Source organism: Neisseria sp. P0021.S005 (assembly GCF_051956955.1).
The window spans coordinates 1-1,484 of sequence record NZ_JBQCWY010000733.1 but is presented as its reverse complement, the minus strand read 5'-3'; the positions used below and the strand labels follow the sequence as shown (position 1 = coordinate 1,484).

Sequence of the window (1,484 nt, the reverse complement as noted above, 5' to 3'; positions counted from 1 at the left end):
ATTGTGGCGTGCGCAACCTATTTGACCGTGGATGGCGCATGGTATGTTCCGGCCGGAACGTTGTCTGGCTTGTTGGCGGCGTATTTGTGGGGAGAGCAAAAATGAAGGATTTGTTGTCGCTGCAATCGTTTCTGCTGTTTTTAAGCATGTTGGCTGTTACCTATTCAACCCGATTAATCGGCTTTTTTGCATTACGCAACCGTACGTTGAGCCGTCGCGCGCAAGTGGTTATGGAGGCCGCGCCGGGCTGTGTGTTGATTTCCGTGATTGCACCTTATTTTGTATCAGATAAACCGCATGAGCTGATTGCCATTGCTTTGACGGTATTGGCGGCCAGCCGGTTTTCGATGTTGGTAACGGTCTTAATCGGCGTTGGCACTTCGGGCATACTCGGTTATTTGATGAAATAAAAAATTTTCAGACGGCCTTACTTGTTATAATGGCCGTCTGAATTTTTTGATAAAGCAAAAACATGGCAAACCAACGACTCATCTATGGCTTTCACGCCGTCAATGCCCGTTTGTGGCAAAACCCGAAATCGATTACCGAACTCTATATCCAAGAGGGCAAATCCGATGCGCGCACCCGCGATGTATTGGATAAGGCGGCCTCTGAAAACGTACGCGTGCATTTTGCTGATGCCGACCGCCTGAATGCCATCAGCAAAGGGGCGCGTCATCAGGGCGTGGTCGGGTTTATCGATGCCTCCAAAAACCATGTTCACTTGGAAGATGTGTTGGAAAACCTGAGCGAACCGCCGTTTTTGCTGGTATTGGACGGCATTACCGACCCGCACAACCTCGGCGCGTGTCTGCGTACTGCCGATGCGATGGGCGTGCATGCCGTGATTGCGCCCAAAGACAAAAGCGCCGGCCTGAATGCGACCGTCAGCAAAGTTGCCTGTGGTGCGGCGGAAACTGTGCCGTATATTACCGTAACCAATCTTGCCCGTACTTTGCGTGAATTGAAAGAGTACGGCATTTGGATTGTCGGCACGGACATGGGCGGCGACTCCGACCTTTACCACTGCGACTTGCCCGACAGCGTGGCCTGGGTAATGGGCAACGAAGGCGAAGGCATGCGCCGCCTGACGCGCGAACATTGCGATATGCTGGTATCGATTCCGATGTTTGGCACGGTAGAAAGCATGAACGTTTCCGTCAGCGCAGGCATGGTATTGAGCGAAACCCGCCGTCAACGGGTGTTGAAAGCAGAGAAATAACGCTTAGGTTTGTGAACAGAAAACGTCGTCTGAAAACCGGAAATTTGGTTTTCAGACGACGTTTGTTATAGGCGGATTAGCACCGTCATTCCCGCGCAGGCGGGAATCCATCGTAAAACTTGAGAAACCCTTATTTGAAAAACAGTTTCCGAATTTCAAAAATAGATTCCCGCCGTAGCCTGTCCTCGCGTAGTCGGGGGCGGGAATGACGACAACCGGTAAATTGCGTAACGAGAATAAAGTAACTTAGATATAGGTATTT

General features: G+C 50.7%; 2 protein-coding genes and 1 pseudogene. All 3 read left to right on the top strand.

Annotation, left to right across the window (positions count from 1 at the left end):
* Positions 1-105 (top strand): annotated as a pseudogene (locus ACTHUE_RS18805) (AzlC family ABC transporter permease); the annotation flags it as partial.
* A complete protein-coding gene (locus ACTHUE_RS18800; RefSeq protein ID WP_003680717.1) occupies positions 102-410 on the top strand; it encodes an AzlD family protein in 309 nt (102 codons plus the stop codon). The pseudogene ACTHUE_RS18805 and the gene ACTHUE_RS18800, both read left to right, overlap by 4 nt.
* 62 nt (positions 411-472) lie before the next feature.
* Positions 473-1,222: a 23S rRNA (guanosine(2251)-2'-O)-methyltransferase RlmB gene (gene rlmB, locus ACTHUE_RS18795; RefSeq protein ID WP_049322071.1), complete on the top strand. Its 750-nt coding sequence runs from the start codon at positions 473-475 to the stop codon at positions 1,220-1,222.
* Positions 1,223-1,484: the final 262 nt, after the last annotated feature.